The 18,914-nt window shown below is 70.4% G+C and carries 9 protein-coding genes, 1 tRNA gene and 2 rRNA genes; 11 read left to right on the forward strand and 1 reads right to left on the reverse strand.

Annotated elements, in window-relative coordinates; genetic code table 11:
- Positions 1-216: 216 nt before the first annotated feature.
- From GXW83_RS00640 to GXW83_RS00680, 9 genes are all read left to right on the forward strand, one after another.
- Positions 217-3,341 (forward strand): 23S ribosomal RNA (locus GXW83_RS00640).
- 88 nt (positions 3,342-3,429) lie between these two features.
- A 5S ribosomal RNA gene (gene rrf, locus GXW83_RS00645) occupies positions 3,430-3,546 on the forward strand.
- A gap of 234 nt (positions 3,547-3,780) precedes the next feature.
- Positions 3,781-5,337, forward strand: coding sequence for an FG-GAP-like repeat-containing protein (locus GXW83_RS00650; protein ID WP_182440930.1), 1,557 nt, complete (start codon positions 3,781-3,783; stop codon positions 5,335-5,337).
- Positions 5,338-5,661: 324 nt separating this feature from the next.
- A complete protein-coding gene (locus GXW83_RS00655; RefSeq protein ID WP_182440931.1) occupies positions 5,662-5,961 on the forward strand; it encodes a hypothetical protein in 300 nt (99 codons plus the stop codon).
- A 151-nt stretch (positions 5,962-6,112) separates the two neighbouring features.
- On the forward strand, positions 6,113-7,540 hold the full coding sequence (locus GXW83_RS00660; RefSeq protein ID WP_225446667.1) for an OB-fold domain-containing protein: 1,428 nt from the start codon (positions 6,113-6,115) through the stop codon (positions 7,538-7,540).
- On the forward strand, positions 7,537-8,721 hold the full coding sequence (locus GXW83_RS00665) for a lipid-transfer protein (protein ID WP_182440932.1): 1,185 nt from the start codon (positions 7,537-7,539) through the stop codon (positions 8,719-8,721). The genes GXW83_RS00660 and GXW83_RS00665 overlap by 4 nt, the downstream gene beginning before the upstream one ends.
- Before the next feature lie 53 nt (positions 8,722-8,774).
- Positions 8,775-9,833, forward strand: coding sequence for a GNAT family N-acetyltransferase (locus GXW83_RS00670; protein ID WP_182440933.1), 1,059 nt, complete (start codon positions 8,775-8,777; stop codon positions 9,831-9,833).
- Positions 9,834-9,909: 76 nt separating this feature from the next.
- Complete coding sequence (locus tag GXW83_RS00675; RefSeq protein ID WP_304940945.1) at positions 9,910-11,010, forward strand: DUF1906 domain-containing protein; 1,101 nt, start codon at positions 9,910-9,912, stop codon at positions 11,008-11,010.
- A gap of 214 nt (positions 11,011-11,224) precedes the next feature.
- Positions 11,225-12,892: a long-chain fatty acid--CoA ligase gene (locus GXW83_RS00680; RefSeq protein ID WP_182440934.1), complete on the forward strand. Its 1,668-nt coding sequence runs from the start codon at positions 11,225-11,227 to the stop codon at positions 12,890-12,892.
- 460 nt (positions 12,893-13,352) lie between these two features.
- Here the strand turns inward: GXW83_RS00680 and GXW83_RS00685 are convergent, their stop codons facing one another.
- A complete protein-coding gene (locus GXW83_RS00685; protein WP_182440935.1) occupies positions 13,353-17,027 on the reverse strand; it encodes a PAS domain-containing protein in 3,675 nt (1,224 codons plus the stop codon).
- Positions 17,028-17,251: 224 nt separating this feature from the next.
- Here GXW83_RS00685 and GXW83_RS00690 point away from each other — a divergent pair.
- Both GXW83_RS00690 and GXW83_RS00695 read left to right on the forward strand, forming a co-directional pair.
- Positions 17,252-17,342 (forward strand) — tRNA-Ser (locus GXW83_RS00690).
- 226 nt (positions 17,343-17,568) lie between these two features.
- Positions 17,569-18,810 carry an Ig-like domain-containing protein gene (locus tag GXW83_RS00695; protein WP_370466522.1) on the forward strand — a complete coding sequence of 414 codons (1,242 nt, stop codon included), beginning with the start codon at positions 17,569-17,571 and terminating at the stop codon, positions 18,808-18,810.
- The last annotated feature ends 104 nt before the right edge of the window (positions 18,811-18,914 follow it).

Genomic DNA, 18,914 nt, shown 5'->3' on the forward strand with positions numbered 1-18,914 from the left:
GGCACGATCGGCTTGTCGCCGCTAGTACTGCACCTTTCGGGGTGCGTGGAACGCGGGGTCGGGTGGATCGTTCCGGGCACGTTGTTGGGTCCTGAGGGCACGGCCGCAAGGCTGGTCTTCAGCGCCGGCCCCAGTGAACTCTGTGAGCGTGTGCTCGTGGGGGTGATGGGTGGCTGGTCGTTGCTTGAGAACTGCACAGTGGACGCGAGCATCTGTGGCCAAGTTTTTAAGGGCGCACGGTGGATGCCTTGGCACTAGGAACCGATGAAGGACGTGGGAGGCCACGATAGGCCCCGGGGAGCTGTCAACCGAGCTTTGATCCGGGGGTGTCCGAATGGGGAAACCCGGCAGTCGTCATGGGCTGTCACCCGCTGCTGAACACATAGGCAGTGTGGAGGGAACGCGGGGAAGTGAAACATCTCAGTACCCGCAGGAAGAGAAAACAACCGTGATTCCGAGAGTAGTGGCGAGCGAAATCGGATGAGGCTAAACCGTTGTGGTGTGAGACCCGGCAGGGGTTGCCACTTCGGGGTCGTGGGAGAATTCTTGACCGGTCTGCCGGCCGGTCGGAGAGTCAGAAACCGTATGGGTAGTCGAAGGACATGCGAAAGGTCCGGCGTAGAGGGTAAGACCCCCGTAGACGAAACCTGTACGGCTCTCTTGAGTTTTTCCCAAGTAGCACGGATCCCGTGAAACTCCGTGTGAATCTGGCGGGACCACCCGCTAAGCCTAAATATTCCCTAGTGACCGATAGCGGACAGTACCGTGAGGGAATGGTGAAAAGTACCGCGGGAGCGGAGTGAAATAGTACCTGAAACCGTGTGCCTACAAGCCGTGGGAGCGTCGCCAGCGTCACTTGTGATGACTGGTCGTGACTGCGTGCCTTTTGAAGAATGAGCCTGCGAGTTTGCGGTGTGTTGCGAGGTTAACCCGTGTGGGGTAGCCGTAGCGAAAGCGAGTCCGAATAGGGCGACATAGTAGCGCGCCCAAGACCCGAAGCGGAGTGATCTAGCCATGGGCAGGTTGAAGCGCGGGTAAGACCGTGTGGAGGACCGAACCCACCAGGGTTGAAAACCTGGGGGATGACCTGTGGTTAGGGGTGAAAGGCCAATCAAACTCCGTGATAGCTGGTTCTCCCCGAAATGCATTTAGGTGCAGCGTCGTGTGTTTCTTGCCGGAGGTAGAGCACTGGATAGGCGATGGGCCCCACCGGGTTACTGACCTTAGCCAAACTCCGAATGCCGGTAAGTGAGAGCGCGGCAGTGAGACTGTGGGGGATAAGCTCCATGGTCGAGAGGGAAACAGCCCAGAACACCGGCTAAGGCCCCTAAGCGTGTGCTAAGTGGGAAAGGATGTGGAGTCGCAGAGACAACCAGGAGGTTGGCTTAGAAGCAGCCACCCTTTAAAGAGTGCGTAATAGCTCACTGGTCAAGTGATTCCGCGCCGACAATGTAGCGGGGCTCAAGTACACCGCCGAAGCCGTGTCATTGCAGTATCAACCCCTAACGGGGGCTGTGATGGGTAGGGGAGCGTCGTGTGCCGGGTGAAGCGGCGGCGGAAGCCAGTCGTGGACGGTATACGAGTGAGAATGCAGGCATGAGTAGCGATACAAGAGTGGGAAACTCTTGCGCCGATTGACCAAGGGTTCCTGGGTCAAGCTGATCTGCCCAGGGTAAGTCGGGACCTAAGGCGAGGCCGACAGGCGTAGTCGATGGACAACGGGTTGATATTCCCGTACCCGCTTTGAAGCGCCAACGTCGAACCCGGTAATGCTAAGCCCGTGAAGCCGTCCCGGAGTCTTCGGACAAGGGGAAGTGGTGGAGCCGGTGAACCGAGCTGGTAGTAGGTGAGCGATGGGGTGACGCAGGAAGGTAGTCCAGCCCGGGCGGTGGTTGTCCCGGGGTAAGGGTGTAGGACGAACGGTAGGCAAATCCGCCGTTCACATAGTCTGAGACCTGATGCCGAGCCGATTGTGGTGAAGTGGATGATCCTATGCTGTCGAGAAAAGCCTCTAGCGAGTTTCATGGCGGCCCGTACCCCAAACCGACTCAGGTGGTCAGGTAGAGAATACCGAGGCGTTCGGGTGAACTATGGTTAAGGAACTCGGCAAAATGCCCCCGTAACTTCGGGAGAAGGGGGGCCGGTTGTGGTGATGGGGTTTACCTCCGGAGCTGTGGCCGGCCGCAGAGACCAGCGAGAAGCGACTGTTTACTAAAAACACAGGTCCGTGCGAAGCCGTAAGGCGATGTATACGGACTGACGCCTGCCCGGTGCTGGAACGTTAAGGGGACCGGTTAGCTCTGTTTCGACGGGGCGAGGCTGAGAACTTAAGCGCCAGTAAACGGCGGTGGTAACTATAACCATCCTAAGGTAGCGAAATTCCTTGTCGGGTAAGTTCCGACCTGCACGAATGGCGTAACGACTTCTCGACTGTCTCAACCATAGGCCCGGTGAAATTGCATTACGAGTAAAGATGCTCGTTTCGCGCAGCAGGACGGAAAGACCCCGGGACCTTTACTATAGCTTGATATTGGTGTTCGGTTCGGCTTGTGTAGGATAGGTGGGAGACTGTGAAGCGGCCACGCCAGTGGTTGTGGAGTCGTCGTTGAAATACCACTCTGGTCGTGCTGGATGTCTAACCTGGGTCCGTGATCCGGATCAGGGACAGTGTCTGGTGGGTAGTTTAACTGGGGCGGTTGCCTCCTAAAATGTAACGGAGGCGCCCAAAGGTTCCCTCAGCCTGGTTGGCAATCAGGTGTTGAGTGTAAGTGCACAAGGGAGCTTGACTGTGAGACCGACGGGTCGAGCAGGTGCGAAAGCAGGGACTAGTGATCCGGCGGTGGCTTGTGGAAGCGCCGTCGCTCAACGGATAAAAGGTACCCCGGGGATAACAGGCTGATCTTCCCCAAGAGTCCATATCGACGGGATGGTTTGGCACCTCGATGTCGGCTCGTCGCATCCTGGGGCTGGAGTAGGTCCCAAGGGTTGGGCTGTTCGCCCATTAAAGCGGTACGCGAGCTGGGTTTAGAACGTCGTGAGACAGTTCGGTCCCTATCCGCTGCGCGCGCAGGAGTCTTGAGAAGGGCTGTCCCTAGTACGAGAGGACCGGGACGGACGAACCTCTGGTGTGCCAGTTGTCCTGCCAAGGGCATGGCTGGTTGGCTACGTTCGGGAGGGATAACCGCTGAAAGCATCTAAGCGGGAAGCCTGCTTCGAGATGAGGACTCCCACCACCATCGAGTGGGTAAGGCTCCCAGTAGACGACTGGGTTGATAGGCCGGGTGTGGAAGCCCTGTGAGGGGTGGAGCTGACCGGTACTAATAGGCCGAGGGCTTGTCCATAGTTGCTACGCGTCCACTGTGTTGTTCTGAAGCAACGACCCCTTCCCGGGAGCGTCATGCCGGGGAGTGCGGGTCAACTTCATAGTGTTTCGGTGGTCATAGCGTGAGGGAAACGCCCGGTTACATTCCGAACCCGGAAGCTAAGCCTCATAGCGCCGATGGTACTGCAAGGGGGACCTTGTGGGAGAGTAGGACACCGCCGAACAACCTTTCGTGAAAGGCCCTCTGACCTCAAGTCAGAGGGCCTTTCCGCATATCTGGGGACATATGACCTCCCTGCCGATCCGGGGGCGGACCCGGGGATTACCCGGCCCTTCCGGTGGTGCTACGGTCCGCTGCAGGTATGGCACGTGACTCAATGGGGGGTTGTATGTCCAGAGACCGTTTCGGTAGACGCGGACGTGGCGGTGGCGGGGGAGTCGTCGCCCAGTTCGCGGCCGTGGTCGGGGCGGCGCTGCTGCTGGCGGTGTCCTTCTCGACCTGTCAGGCCCAGGCCGATGCCCAGACCCAGGGCGCTCGCCCGGTGGCCACCGCCGCCGTGAAGGCACCGGGCTGGCTGATGTCGTCCATGTTCTCGCACATCGTCACCACCCCGACCTCCTCCGACCAGGTCGTCGACTCCTACTGCACCTCGATCCAGATCGCGCCGTACCGCCTGCTGCTGCCTGCGGACTGCCCTGCGGGGCGCTCGTCGCAGGAGATGCAGTGGAACGACTACCCCGCCGACGGCGGTGGCGGAGGCCCGGTGTACCAGGTCGACGGGCGGTACAACGCCGCTTCCCGTCAGGACGATCTCGCCGTCACGCCGTTCTCGGGGACGTCCACGGCCTCGCAGTCGGTCGTGCCGCTGGCCGGCCCGGGCGATGCCAGTCTCTACAACGCTGGTACGCACGCCGACTTCTGGTCCTGGCAGGGCTTCGCGCTGGGTGACCAGGTCTCGGTGAGCCCGTCGATGGAGCCGGTGATCATCGAGTCGGCCGCGACCTGCACCGGCCTGCTCGGCCACGCGCTGCCGTCGGGCTCCTTCTGCACCAAGCCTGCTTCCGGCTCCACCGCGCCGTACTGCGTCGGGGACGCCGGCGGCGCCCTGGTGGTGGGCGGCAAGCTGCTCGGGATGTCCGCCACGCCGGTCCACTCCTGCCCGGCCGACGGTGTGCGGATCTACACCTCGGTCGCCGCCAACTACGCGCTGATCAGGGGCTGGGGGCGGGACGTCTCGGCGGATGTGATGTGGCAGGGCAGCCTGTTCGCCGCAGACCGCAACGATGCCATTTCCACCGAGTGCTCGGAGGGCGTCTCGCTCTGCCTGGACGACAACAGCGGCTGGTACGAGGACATCCAGGGCCAGTACAACCTGCTGCTCGAAGCCGGGGACCTGGACGGTGACGGGCACGGCGACGTCATCGGCCGCGCCACCAACGGCAACCTGTACGTGTTCACCAAGCTCTGGCAGGAGAACGTGGCCAGTCAGGAGAATCTGGCCACGGCGACCAAGCACTACCTGGGCTCCGGATTCAACCAGTACGGGACGATCGTGGCGCCGGGCGACCTGACCGGAGACGGCCTGCCCGACCTGCTGGCGATCGACCACAGCGGCGTGATGTGGCTGTTCCCGGGCAACGGGAGCGGCGGCTTCGGGGCGCGGACGCGGATCAGCAGCGGGTGGAACGTCTACAACCTGGTGACCGCGCACGGCGATCTGAGCGGCGACGGCATTCCGGACGTGGTGGTCCGGGACCGCAGCGGACAACTGTGGCTGTACACCGGGAACGGCCACGGCGGCTTCAACCTGCACCGGACGTACCTGGGCAAGGGCTGGGGCGGCTTCAACGCCATCGTCGCGGCCGGTGCCGTCGACAACCAGGGCCAGAACGAGGTGGTGGCCCGGATGAGCAATGGCTGGTTCTACGTCTTCGCCGCCAACGGCCAGGGGACGCTGGGCAAGGGGCGTCTCACGCCCGGCAACTCCGCGCTCACCTCGGCGCGGCTCAGCTGACCCGATCGGCTGCTGTGCGGGGAGGGGAGTGCGCCCGGGGCGTGCGGCGAAGGTCTGCCGCGCGCCCCGGGCGTTTCCACGGTGGTGCTCTGGCGGCGATCACACCGGCATAGGTGCAGGTGAACGCTGTGCCGGTGGCGGTGCGGGCCGATGTGGGGGGTCTGGCCCCGATGTCATGCTTACGGGGGAAAAAGCCATCCAGGGATGGATATTTGTCGATTCTCTGAGCAGTCTTGCGGTGCGACGTCGCGGTCCGAACAGTCCGCATCCGGCCAGATGCGACCGTTCACCTCAGCATTCGACTCCACCACCTCGGAGGAACTCATGTCCCGCATTCGTCTTGCTCTTGCCGCCGCTCCCATCGCCGCCGCCATGCTGCTGCTGGGCGCCGGCGCGGCCTCGGCCGACAGCGGCTCCTTCGCCAGCGACCACTCCAACGGAAGCGTGGTCTCCGACAACGGCACCGGCAACCTGTCCGGTTGGGTGGACGGCAACGCGAACTGGACACAGCAGACCGCGACAGGCTCGGGGGCCTCGAACGCCAACAACACCTTGGGCGTCAAGGACAACTCCGGCAACGTCTGGTCGAACCAGTCCAACTCCGATGTTCGCCTCTACTTTTGATCCGCCCGTGAGCCGCTGCTGAGTCAGCGCGCGGATAAACGGTCAGCCCCGGGGACGGTTCCACATCCCGGGGCTGACCCATGTACCGATCATGTGCCGCTCAGGGCATGGCCCTTGACGGATCAGTGATATCTGACGCACAGTCAGTTCTGTGACGGAGCCCAGGGACCAGCAGGCGGATGAGGTATACCGGGCGTACGCGGGACAGCCCGCCGGGGTCGGTGGCCGTGCGCCGGATCCGGTCAACGCGCCCATGATCCGGCACTGGTGCGAGGTCATGGGCGAGACCAACACCGCCCGCACCGGGGCGGACGCCGTCGCACCGCCCGCGATGCTCCAGGTCTGGACGATGGCCGGGCTCGACAGCGCGGGCAGTTCCCGCAGCGGCGCCTACGACGAGCTGTTCGCCCGGCTGGACGCGGACGGCTGCACCTCGGTCGTGGCGACCGACTGCGAGCAGCGGTATCTCAGGCCGCTGCGGCTCGGGGAGCGGGTGCTGTTCGAGGCGGTGATCGAATCGGTGTCCTCGGAGAAGAGCACCGCTCTCGGGGTCGGCCGCTTCGTCACCACCCGCATGGACCTGCGGGCCTATGACGAGGCCAGGGGTGAGAAGCCGGAGGAGGCGACACCCGCCGCCACCCATCGGTTCCGCATCCTGAAGTACCGGCCGGCCGCCCGCCCCGCCACCCGTCCTGAAGCCGACGCCGACGCCGACCCCGACGCCGACCCCGGCCCCGATGCCGAGCGTCCGGCGGCGGTGCGGCCGCGTCCGGTGGTGAACCGCGACACTGCGGGCTTCTGGGAGGGGGTCGCCGCCGGTGAGCTGCGCTTCCAGCGCTGCGACGACTGCGGCGCCGCGCGCTTTCCCTGGCTGCCCGGCTGCAACGCCTGCGGCTCGGCCCGGTGGACGGCCGAGGCGGCGAGCGGGGCGGGCACGGTCTACTCCAGCGTGGTGGTGCACCACCCGCTGCCGGCGGCCTTCGACCGGCCGTATGCGGTCGCCCTGGTGGAACTCGCCGAGGGCGTGCGGATCGTCAGCAACGTCGTGGGCATCCAGCCGCAGCGGGTCCGGATCGGGCTGCCGGTCGAGCTGGTCTTCGAGCGCTGCGACGACGAGCTGACCCTGCCCATGTTCCGTCCATCCACCCGGCCATCCGCCCGATCGTCCACGCCGCCCGGCGACGCCGGGCAGGAGCTGCCGGAGCTGCGCATCTCGGTCACCCGGACGCTGGTCGTCGCGGGCGCGATCGTGACCCGGGACTTCCAGGACGTCCACCATGACGTCGAACTCGCCCGGGCCAAGGGCTCGCCGGACATCTTCATGAACATCCTGACCACCAACGGGCTGGTCGGGCGCTATGTGAGCGACTGGACGGGGCCGGGGGCCATGGTCACCGGCATCGCGCTGCGGCTGGGCGTCCCGGCCTATCCCGGCTCCGAGCTGACGTTCAACGGACATGCGATGACAGACGACAGCGGACAGATGACGATATCTGTCATCGGGACGAACGATCTCGGCACCCATGCCACCGCCACCGTCACGCTCGCCGCCGCCCCCGCCTCAGGAGGCCGGGGATGAGCCTGCACCGCACCGACTCCCTCGGCGGACGCGCCGCAATCGTCGGCATCGGCGCCACCGAGTTCTCCAAGGACTCCGGCCGCAGCGAGCTCAAGCTCGCCGTCGAGGCCGTCCACGCCGCCCTGGCCGACGCCGGCCTGCGCCCGCGCGACGTGGACGGGCTGGTCACCTTCACCATGGACGCCAACCCGGAGATCACCCTCGCCCAGGCCGCCGGCATCGGCGAGCTCGGCTTCTTCTCCCGCGTCCACTACGGCGGCGGCGCCGCCTGCGCCACCGTCCAGCAGGCGGCGATGGCCGTGGCCACCGGCGTCGCCGAGGTCGTGGTCTGCTACCGCGCCTTCAACGAGCGTTCCGGCCACCGCTTCGGCGCCGGACTGGCCGGTCGGCCGCCCACCGCCGAGGGCGTCGCCATGGCCTGGACGATGCCGTACGGGCTGCTCACCCCCGCCTCCTGGGTGGCCCTGATCGCCGCGCGCTACCTGCACAGCTACGGCCTCACCCCGGACGCCTTCGGCCCGGTCGCGGTCGCCGACCGCCGCCATGCCGCGACCAATCCGGCGGCCTACTTCCATCAGCGGCCGATCACCCTGGCCGAGCACCGCGCCTCCCGCTGGATCGTCGAGCCGCTGCGGCTGCTGGACTGCTGCCAGGAGACCGACGGCGGTCAGGCGATCGTGGTCACCAGTGTGGAGCGGGCCCGGGATCTGCCCAGGCCGCCCGCGGTGGTCACCGCCGCCGCGCAGGGCGCCGGGCGCGCCCAGGAGGCGATGACCAGCTTCTACCGGGACGGGCTCACCGGCCTGCCGGAGATGGGCGTGGTCGCCCGCCAGCTGTGGCGTACCAGCGGCCTCGGCCCGGCCGACATCGACACCGCCGTCCTGTACGACCACTTCACCCCGTTCGTGCTGATGCAGTTGGAGGAGTTCGGCTTCTGCGGGCCCGGCGAGGCGGCCGACTTCGCCGCCGACGGCGGCCTGGAGCTGGGCGGCCGACTGCCCGTCAACACCCACGGCGGCCAGCTGGGCGAGGCGTACCTGCACGGCATGAACGGCATCGCCGAGGCGGTCCGGCAGCTGCGCGGGCAGTCCGTCAACCAGGTCGCCGACGCGCGGACCGTGCTGGTCACGGCGGGTACGGGAGTCCCCACCTCCGGGCTGCTGCTGAGCGTCGACGGCTGACCGGCCGACGATATTCGGTTGAGCCGGTCGGGTGGCGGGAGCAGGATGCCCCCATGACCTCCCTGCCGGGCGCCGAATCCGACGCCTACACCTGGCGTCCCATCACCTCCGAGGACGTGGAGGCATGGGTGCTGCTGCTGGCTGCCATCGAGGCGGTCGACCAGGTGGACGAGCACATCGGCGCGCAGGACCTGCGGGACGAGCTCGCCGACCCGTACATGGACTTCCCCCGCGGCAGCATCGCCGCGTTCGACACGTCCGGGGCGGGCGCGATGGTGGCCTACTGCACGCTGCGGGCCCGCGCCGCCGCCCAGCCGGTGCACGAGCCGTACCTGGTGGGCGCGGTGCACCCGGAGCACCGGAACCGGGGCCTGGGCAGCTGGATGCTGGGCTGGGCGGAGCGGGCCGCGCCGCCGCTGCACGAGGAGCGCTACCCGGGGCAGCCGCTGACGCTGTACGGCACCAGCGTGACCAAGGTCGCCGACGCGGTGTCGCTCTTCGCCGACCATGGCTACCGCGCGGCCCGGTGGTTCAACGGCATGGCCCTGGACCTGCGCCAGGACCTGACCGGGGCCGCGGGCGACCCTCCGCCCGGCGTCGTCCTGGTGCCGTACGCGCCGGAGCGCTCCGACGACGGACGGCTGGTGCGCAACGAGGCCTTCCGCGACCACTGGGGCTCCACCGAGATCAGCCCGGAGGGCTGGGCGCACCTGGTGCAGGGGACGGCCTTCCGCGCGGAGTACACCTGGCTGGCCTACGAGGCCGACGAGGCCGCCGACTCCGGCCTGGGGGAGGTGCTCGGGATGGTGCTCGGCGAGGAGTTCACGGCGCATCAGGACGCCACCGGCCGACGCGACCTCTACGTCGCCCTCGTCGGCACCCGCCGGGCGGCCCGCAAGCGCGGCATCGCCTCGGCGCTGCTGGCGCACGTTCTGCGGAAGGCCCTGGCGGACGGCTTCGACACCGCCTCGCTGGGGGTGGACTGCGATTCGCCGACCGGCGCGACCGGGCTCTACGAGCGGATCGGGTTCCGGGCGGTGGACTCGGTGATAGCCCAGCTGAAGCCGCTGATCCCGGTCCCCGGGGCGGTCGCCGCAGTTGACGCACCGTGAGCGGCCTTTGCTGCTCAGGGTGATGGCATGGGCGTGGCTAATCATCTCAAATGGGTCATTAAGCCCATGATGACATGTGCCTACTTCACGCAGGGCAGTCGCTGCCACCACCGCGCTGATCATCACCCTTGTCTGCCTCGCCAGCGGCACCGCACCGGCCACGGCTGATCCTCCGGCGGATCCGTCCGCCACCCAGGCCCCGTCCGGGCGGGGGTCCGACCCGGGCCCGGACGCCTTCCGGGACATGCTGGTCGGGCAGCTCCCCGCCCTCCCGGCGACGGCCCAGGCAGCTCAGCAGGCCCAGGCAGGACGCCCGGCCACCGCCGCCCGGGCGCCGCACCGGACACACCGCCCCGCGCGCGCCCCCCACGGCAAGGGGACCACCGACGACGCCCCGGCGTCCGCCGCGCCCAGGATCTTCACCGGCCTGGGCTTCGACACCTGCACCGCCCCCAGCCTGGACGACCTCAAGGTCTGGCGGCGCAGCTCCCCCTACGGCGCCATCGGCGTCTACATCGGCGGCCGGAACCGGGCCTGCGCGCAGCCCCGGCTGACCGCCGGGTGGGTGCGCTCCGCCACGGCGCAGGGCTGGGGCGTGCTGCCGCTGTACGTCGGCTCCCAGGCCCCCTGCCTGGACCCGGGGCCCACCTCCGCCCGGTCCAGCCGGATCGACCCGCGCCGCGCCACCGCCACCGGCTCGGCCGACGGCGCGGACGCTGCCCGTGCCGCCGGAGCCCTGGGCCTGGCGTCGAGCAGCCCGGTCTACCTGGACATGGAGGCGTACACCCGCACGGGCTCCAGCTGCAGCACCGCGGTCATGCAGTACACCGCCGCCTGGTCCAAGGCGGTCCGCGCGGCCGGGTTCCTGGCCGGTTTCTACAGCGCCAACGCCGGTATCGCCGACCTGTCCGCCGTCGCCCTGCAACGCGGCGAGTCGTCCCCGGCCGTCGCGGACGTCGTCTGGTACGCCCGCTGGGACGCCCGCGCCCGCACCGACGGCTACGGCGTGCTGCGCCGCGGGCTGTGGGCCGACCACCGCCGGGTCCACCAGTACCAGGGCAACGTCGAGGAGAAGCACGGCGGAGTGACCCTGCAGATCGACCGCAACGCGGTGGACGCCCCGGTGGCCGTCGTCCGTTCGGCGAGCACCAGGGCGCGCCGCAGGCAGCTCCGCTAGCAGCCGGGGACGCTGAGAGCAGCCGCCGCGCGGTGCGCTCGGGCGGGTACGCAACACCAAGGACACACTTTCGCAATGTGTGCTGATAGACCTGGTCATGGTGCTGACACCGCCGGGCAAAGAAGACAGAATCTGCAATCAGCCGCATCGCTACCGCGCAGTAGGCCGTAGACAGCAGGCAGATCGTCGGAAAGCCCGTCCTAGGAGGTTCCAGGTGCTCAGCACGATGCAGGACGTCCCGCTCACCGTCGCCCGGATACTGGAACACGGCGCGACCGTCCACGGCGCGTCCACCGTGGCCACCTGGGACGGCGAGCGGGCTGTGCGGCGGACCTTCGCCGAGGTCGGGGCCCGCGCGGCGCAGCTGGCCCACGCCCTGCGCGACGAGCTGGGCGTCACCGGCGACCAGCGGGTGGCCACCCTGATGTGGAACAACACCGAGCACCAGGAGGCCTACCTGGCCATCCCCTCCATGGGCGCGGTGCTGCACACGCTGAACCTGCGGCTGCCCCCGCAGCAGCTGGCCTTCATCATCAACCACGCCGCCGACCACGTCATCATCGCCAACGGCAGCGTGCTGCCGCTGCTGGCGCCGCTGCTGCCGCAGCTCAACCCGACGCTGCGGCACATCGTGGTCTCCGGCCCGGGCGACCGCGGCCTCCTGGCCGGCTTCTCCGGCTCCGTCCACGAGTACGAGGAGCTGATCGCCGACCGGCCCACCAGCTTCCCGTTCCCGACCGACCTGGACGAGCGCAGTGCCGCCGCGCTCTGCTACACCTCCGGCACCACCGGCGACCCCAAGGGCGTGCTCTACAGCCACCGCTCGGTCTACCTGCACTGCCTGCAGGTGGTCTCCGCCGAGAGCTTCGGCTTCACCGCCCGCGACCTGCTGCTGCCGGTCGTCCCGATGTTCCACGTGAACGCCTGGGGCATCCCGCACGCCGCGTTCATGGTGGGCAGCTCGCTGCTGATGCCCGACCGGTTCCTGCAGCCCAAGCCGCTGGCGGCGATGATCACCGCCGAGCGGCCGACCTTCAGCGCCGCCGTCCCCACCATCTGGACCGGCCTGCTGGACGAGCTGGACAGCGGCGGCGAGGCGTACGACACCAGCTCCCTCGACACCGTGGTGATCGGCGGCTCCGCCTGCCCGCCGGCGCTGATGAAGGCGTTCCAGGACCGCTACGGCATCGAGGTCATCCACGCCTGGGGCATGACCGAGACCTCGCCGCTGGGCAGCGTCGCGCACCCGCCGGCCGGGCTCACCCCCGAGCAGGAGTGGCCCTACCGGCTCACCCAGGGCCGCTTTCCGGCCACCGTCCAGGCCCGGGTGGTCGGCCCGGACGGCTCGGCGATGCCGCACGACGGCGTCGCCGAGGGCGAGATCGAGGTCCGCGGACCGTGGATCGCCCGCGCCTACTTCGGCGGAGCAGGACAGCAGCCCGACGCGGGCGGCGACAAGTTCAGCGACGACGGCTGGTTGCGCACCGGCGACGTCGGCACGGTCAGCGCCGACGGCTACCTGACCCTGACCGACCGGGCCAAGGACGTGATCAAGTCCGGCGGCGAGTGGATCTCCTCGGTCGCGCTGGAGAACGAGCTGATGGCCCACCCGGACGTGCTGGAGGCGGCAGTCGTCGCCGTGCCCGACGAGAAGTGGGGCGAGCGCCCGCTGGCGACGGTGGTGCTGCGCCCCGGCTCGGACGCCGACGTCCGGACGCTGCGGGAGTTCCTGGCCGGCCGGGTCGCCTCCTGGCAGCTGCCGGAGCGCTGGGCGGTCATCGAGTCGGTGCCCAAGACCTCGGTGGGCAAGTTCGACAAGAAGGTCATCCGCGCCTCGTACGCCGACGGCGCCCTGTCGGTCACCAAGCTCGGCAAGGAGTAGCCCTCGGTCCGGCCACGCGGGCGAACCCACGGCGGCGGGGCCGGGAGCTGGACTCCCGGCCCCGCCGCCGTGCCGCGCCCGCGCCGCGCCCCGCCGCCGCGCCCGCACCTGCACCGCCGCGCTCCGCCGCCGTGCCTGAACCGCTGTCGTACCCGCGCCGCGCCCCGCCGCCGTGCCTGAACCGCCGTGCCCGCACCGCCGCGCCCGCGCACCGCCGTGCCTGCACCGCTGCGCCCGCGCACCCTCACGCGTGTGCTCCGCACCCGCGTACCGTCGCGTCCGCTTGCTGCTCTGCGCGTGCCGCCACGGCGTGCCGCGTCCCGCGCTCCGCCCTGCGTGTGCCGTCGCACCCACGTGCCGCACCGCGCCCGCGTGCCTCCTCCCGGCTGCACCCAGCGCCGCGCCCGCGCCCCCGCCCCCGCGCCGCGCCCGCGCCCCCGCGCCCCCGCGCTGCGGGGGGTCAGTTGCCCAGGGCGCCGATCTTGCCCAGGAGGTCCACGATCCGGGCCTGGACCTCGTTGCTGGTCGAGCGCTCGGCGAGGAACAGCACGGTTTCGCCGGAGCGCAGGCCGTGCCGCTGTTCCGGGCTGTCCACGGAGGTGTAGACCACCAGCGGGGTGCGGTGCAACCGGTCGTTGCCGCGCAGCCAGTCGACGATGCCCACCCGGCGGCGGCGGATCAGCATCAGATCCATCACCACCAGATTGGGCTGGACGCTGCCCGCCTTCTCCACCGCGTCGTTCTCGCTGGTCGCGTGGACCACGTGCATGCCGCGCCGCTCCAGCGTGGCGATGAACGCCGTCGCCACGTCCGGGTCCTGCTCGACCAGCAGCACCCGCGGCGCGTGCCGCTCGCTGTCGCGCGGCGCGAGCGCCCGCAGCAGCACCGCCGGATCCGCCCCGTACGCCGCCTCCGGCGTGGCCTGCCCGAGCCCGGCCGTGACCAGCACCGGCACGCCGCCGTCCCCGGCCGCGGTGCGCAGCGACTGCAGCGCGGTACGGGTGATCGGGCCGGTCAGCGGATCGACGAAGAGCGCCGAGGGACGGCCGGGCACCTGCGCCTCGACCTCCTCCCGGGAGCGGACGATCACCGGCCGGTAGCCCCGCTCCTCCAGCGCCTGACGGGTCGACGGATCGGGTTCGGGCCACACCAGCAGCTGCCGCGGACGTCCGTCGGCCGCCGGGGAGACCATCGTCGGGTAGTCGGCCCCGCCGATGAACTCCAGCCGGTTCTCCGTGCCCGGCGCCTCGTACGGGGTCTCCTGCGAAGCTTCGTGCGGGGCCCGGGGGTTGGGCAGGGCGGTGCCGATCGGCGGCGTGGCCGTGCCGACGGCGGACGGCAGGGCGCGCGCGGCCGGTCCGAGCGCCTGGGCGAGCCCCATCACGCCGCTGCCGTTGGTGCCGTTGCCCGGGACCGGCACGCTCACGCCCGGCCCGAAGCGTCCGCCGAAGGGCTCGGCCGGGCGGGACGGCTGCGCGGGGCCTTCGGGCCCCTGGTCGGCCGGGACCGGCTGCGGCGCGGCCGGACCGAGCGCGATCGGCTGCTGTCCCTGCTCCCGGCCGCTCTGCTGCTCCTGCTGCTGCCCGTGTTGCTGCCCGTGCTGCTGGTCCTGCCGCTCCTGCGGGCGGCCCGCGCCCAGCTCCCGCCGGGCGGTGCCGTCGCCGTGCGCGCGGGCGGGCTCCAGCGCCCCGACGGCCCCGCCGCCGTTGCCGCTCCCGGCGTCGCCGGAGCCGTGGGCCGGGTTCTCCGAGGTGTCGGCCGGGGGGATGGCCAGTCGGCGCCGGCGACCGCTCGGCGACGGGCCCGCCTGGTCCAGCTGGCCCGACGGCCCGTCAACCGGGAGCGGCGGGGTGTCGATCCGGCTCCCGGCCGGCGGCAGCGCGTGCTCCAGCCCCGGGTAGACCGGGCCGCCGATCAGCCCGGGGAAGCCGTTGGTGCCGGTCCCCGGCGCGGCCCCGGGAGCGGGCTCGGCGTACCGCTCCTGGCCGTGCTGCTCCTGCCCGTACCCGTCCTTGCCGAACGGGACGCCCTGCTGCGCCCGCTGCTGGGCCGCCTGCTCGGCCTCCCTGGCCTCGTGGGCCTCCTGGCGCGCCTCCATCACCGCGCGCGGCGGCCGGACCACCTCGGGCGCAGGCAGGGCCCGCCGCCGACGCGAGCGGTCGGTGCCCTCGGCGGGAGTCGCCGACGCCGGAGCCTGCTCCGGCGGAACCGCCCCCTGCGGAGCCGCACCCGCCGAAGCGCCCGCCCCGCCCGTCCTGCCCTCGCCACCGGGGCCGCCGCTGGCGGAGCCCCGCCCGTCGGAGCCGCCCGCACTGTTCGTCCCGGCCGCACCCGCACTGGAACCCGCACCCGCAGCCGTACCTCCGTCCGCAGCCGCAGCCGACCCCCCCTGGCCGCCCGCGCCACCGTCGTCCGGGGCGCCGGGCATGCCCGGCATGCCCGGCAGTTCGGGCAGGAGCGAGGTGTCGGTCTCCTTCGCCCGGTCCGCCTCCCGGGCCGCCGCGGCCGCGCGCTCGGCGGCCTCGCGGGCGGTCGCCGGGTCCAGCGGCAGCTCCACCACGTACGTGCGGCCCTGCTTGCCGGGCAGCTCGTGCGACTGCAGGACGCCGCCGTGCCGCTCCACCATGCCCCGCGCTATCGGCAGATGGACCGGGCTGCCGCCGGCGCTCGGCCCGCGCACCTCGATCCGGGCCACCGTGCCGCGCTGCGCCGCCGCTATCATCACCGTCGGCTCCGCCGCGGGCGCCCCGGCCAGCCCGGAGGCGACGCCGACGGCCATCCCGTACAGGCCGCCCTTGCCTTCCGCCGCGCCCGGCGCGCCGCCGGGTACAGCCGTGGCCACGTCCGCGATCAGGTGGCCCAGCGCCTGCGCCAGCCGCTCCTGGTCGGCGATCACCTCGACCTCGGAGGGGTGCACGGCGAAGCGCACCCGGTCCTCGCCGATCATCTCGGTGGCCGCCGCGACCGCGCTGTGGACGACCTTGTCCAGGCCCACCGGCTCCCGCTCCAGCTGCTCGCGCCCGGCGTCCAGCGCCGCGTCGAACCGCTGGTACGCCAGCACGCCCTCGACCAGGCGCGCGGTCTGCGAGCACTCGGCGGCCAGCCGCCGCAGCACCCAGTTGGCCTCCGGCCACAGCTGCCCGGCCGGGTCGCGGGCCAGCTGGTCCAGGGTGTCCTGCAGCCGGGTCAGCGGCGCGTGCAGCTCGCCCTCCAGCAGCGCGGTCAGCTGCTCGTTGCGCGCCGCCAGGGCCAGGTACGCGGTGCGGTCGGTGAAGGTCACCACCGCGCCGACCAGCTGGTCGCCGTCGCGCACGGGCGCGGTGGACAGTTCGGCGCTGACCGGACGCCCGTCCTTGCGCCACAGCGTCGCCGCCCGCACCCGGTGCTTGCGCCCGGACGCCAGGGTGTCCGCCAGCGGCGACTCCTCCGGCGGCAGCAGCGTGCCGTCCGCCCTGGAGTGCAGCACCAGCGGCAGCAGCTCCTGGCCGCCCAGCTCGCTGGCGCGGAAGCCGAGGATGTGCGCGGCGGCCGGGTTGACCAGCACCACCTTGCCCTCGATGTCGACGCCGACCACGCCCTCGGCGGCGGCCCGCAGGATCATCTCGGTCTGCTTGTGCTGCCGGCGCAGCTCCGCCTCGACCTCCAGCCGCGCCGAAAGGTCGCGGACGACGATCAGCAGCAGCTCGCGGTCGGACTGCGAGCCGGACGGCCGTCCGGCGCCGCCGGAGCCGTAGCCGTAGCGGGACACCCCGCCGTACGAGTCGTAGGAGGAGCCGCCGCGGAAGCCGTCGCGGCCCTCGGCCTCGTCCTCGAACTCGTTCCCGGCGACCTCGACCGGGAACGTCGTCCCGTCGGTGCGCCGCGCGGTCATCCGGACCGGCTTGGAGTCGTCGTCGGCGGAGTTCTCCGGCGAGCGGGGCCGCATCGAGCCGGGGATGCGGCTGGGATCGAACTCGGGCAGCAGGTCGAGCACGCCCCTGCCGACCAGCGACGTGCCCGGAGCCTGGAGGCTCCGCAGCGCCGCGGCGTTGGCGTCCACCACTGTGCCGTTGCTGTTCACCAGCAGCAATGCGTCCGGAAGGGCGTCCAGTATCGCTGCGAGGCGAGCAGTGCCTCGGGTCGGCCTGCTGCTCACGACGAGGCGTCCTCCCTTGCTGACTACGCTGCCGCAGCCGCCGGGTCCTGCCGCTGCGCTGGCTGCTCCCCCCGGACGCGCGCCAGGGAAGCACTATCCCATTGTTTTTGCCAGTCCGGCGACCCGCCTAGTAACGTAGTTACCGGTTGGCCGCAGTCCCTGGGACTGTGGCATCATCCATGCAGACGGTCGTGAGCGCCACTGAGCGCGCGCGATCCCTGCAGGGAGGCTTCGCCTAGTCCGGTCTATGGCGCCGCACTGCTAATGCGGTTTGGGCCTTCAAGCCCATCGAGGGTTCAAATCCCTCAGCCTCCGCTCGTACAGGGACTCCTCGCTCCGGCGAGGGGTCCCTGACTTGCTTTCCGGCCGTTACCCGCGCGGCAGTTGACCGGTTGACACGGTGATGCGGGGTACACGCCCCATCGGGCAACCGAACACCCCCGCCGCGGCGTCGCTTCCTGACGTGCGGACGACGCGCGGACGGTATGCGGACGACGCGCGGACGACATGCGGATACTCGGCCAGGGCAAGGAGCGGATCGTTGATACGGACAGCTGACACCGGGCACGGCAGGGCGCCGCGGCGGGCGGTCGCGGGCGCGGCGGGGCTGGTCGCCCTGGTACTGGCCGGGACGGCGGCCTGCTCGTCCTCCACCTCCTCCTCCGGCGGCGGCCACGGCTCGGGCGGCGGGGACGCGGCACCGGCCACCATCAGCGTCACCCTCGCCAAGGACTCCTCCGGCGACGTCATCCCGGACCAGCCGGTCAGGATCGCGGTCAAGGGCGGGACGCTGGCCTCCGTCACCGTCGCCGACTCCAAGGGCGACCCCGTCCCCGGCACGCTCAACGCGGCCGGCGGCACCTGGACCCCCAGCGCCCCGCTGGCCGTCGGCGTGGCCTACACGCTCAGCGCCAGCGCCGCCCCGTCCGGCCAGGGCGGCAAGCCCACCACCGACCGGGTGCCCTTCACCGTGGAGACGCCCGGCAGCGGCAGCAGCATGCTGCTGGACTCCATCACGCCGGAGAAGGACGCCGTGGTCGGCGTCGCCATGCCGGTCTCCGTGGTCTTCTCCAAGCCGGTCGCCGACTCGGCCCGGGCCGCGGTCGAGAAGCAGCTGAAGGTCACCACCAGCATCCCGGTGACCGGCGCCTGGCACTGGTTCAGCAGCACCCGCGCCGACTGGCGGCCGCAGACCTACTGGAAGTCCGGCACCAAGGTCACCGTCGACGCCGACCTGGACGGCGTCAGCGACGGCAACGGGCGCATCGGCGTCCACGACTACCAGCACTCCTTCACCATCGGCAGCGACGTCGAGGCGGTGGTGGACGCCGCCGCGCACACCATGAAGGTCACCCAGGACGGCCGGCTGCTCCGCCAGCTCACCGTGGACACCGGCGCCAAGGGCTACCAGACCTGGGGCGGCACCATGGCCGTCATCGACAAGCAGCCGCAGGTGGAGATGACCTCCTGCAGCGTCGGCATCCAGTGCACCCCGGGCGGCCCGAACTACTACGACCTGAAGCTGCCCTGGGACGTCCACCTGACCTTCTCCGGCACCTACGTGCACTACTCGACCGGCGACACCGACCCCGGCGACAGCACCTCGCACGGCTGCGTCCACCTCTCCCTGGCCGACGCGAAGTGGTTCTACGGCGTGGTGAAGCAGGGTGACCCGGTCACCGTCACCGGCGTCCCGAAGAACGCCGACCCGGACAACGGTTACGCCGACTTCAACCTCAGCTGGGCCCAGTGGACCGCGGGCAGCACCACCCCCACCTCCTGACCCGGCCCCCGCGGCGCCCCCGCCCCCGATCCGGGGGCGCCGCTCCGCCGCTGCGCCCCTGCTCAGGGGCCTGCCGAATCCGATTTCACCCCAGGGCGGTGCTC

The organism is Streptacidiphilus sp. PB12-B1b, from assembly GCF_014084125.1.
Lineage (GTDB): Bacteria > Actinomycetota > Actinomycetes > Streptomycetales > Streptomycetaceae > Streptacidiphilus.